The sequence below is a fragment of the Mesorhizobium sp. WSM4848 genome, from assembly GCF_055811375.1.
Genome location: NZ_JBVVPX010000120.1, coordinates 1 through 530, shown reverse-complemented (window position 1 = coordinate 530; position 530 = coordinate 1). Strand labels below are relative to the sequence as shown.

The 530-nt window shown below is 53.8% G+C and carries 2 tRNA genes; both read left to right on the top strand.

Annotated elements, in window-relative coordinates:
- Positions 1–200 precede the first annotated feature (200 nt).
- Positions 201–277 (top strand) — tRNA-Ile (locus AC0L16_RS33580).
- 63 nt (positions 278–340) lie between these two features.
- A tRNA-Ala gene (locus AC0L16_RS33575) sits at positions 341–416 on the top strand.
- Positions 417–530: the final 114 nt, after the last annotated feature.

The window sequence follows — 530 nt, the reverse complement described above, 5'->3', positions numbered from 1 at the left end:
CATCTTCGGATGAAATGGGGAGCCTCTGCCTTTCGGTTCTCTTGGAACAAGACGGAAGAGAGTCACTCTTACCGTCGCGCATACCTTAAGCGGGTCTGCCGCCTTCGTTTCTCTTTCTTCGCGAATGACTAACCTCCCTTTGGCTCTGCCCACAAGGCGTGCCTTGCCGGTGCAACATGGTGCCAGCAGGGTTCGGTTTAGGGCTTGTAGCTCAGTTGGTTAGAGCGCGCGCTTGATAAGCGTGAGGTCGGAGGTTCAAGTCCTCCCAGGCCCACCACTTCGCAATCCGCAAGGATTGTCGATCTCCTCGACAAAGGTAACTTCGAAGAGGTGTTATCAAGGGGCCGTAGCTCAGCTGGGAGAGCGCCTGCTTTGCAAGCAGGATGTCGTCGGTTCGATCCCGTCCGGCTCCACCATTACCTTGGTGTTGAGTAGAGATGTGAAACCGGTTGCAAAAGTCATTCGTTAAAAAGATTTGCGGCGAGCTTCTTGGCTCTCCGCCTGTTCTGTATGACATCGTAAAGAGAAGA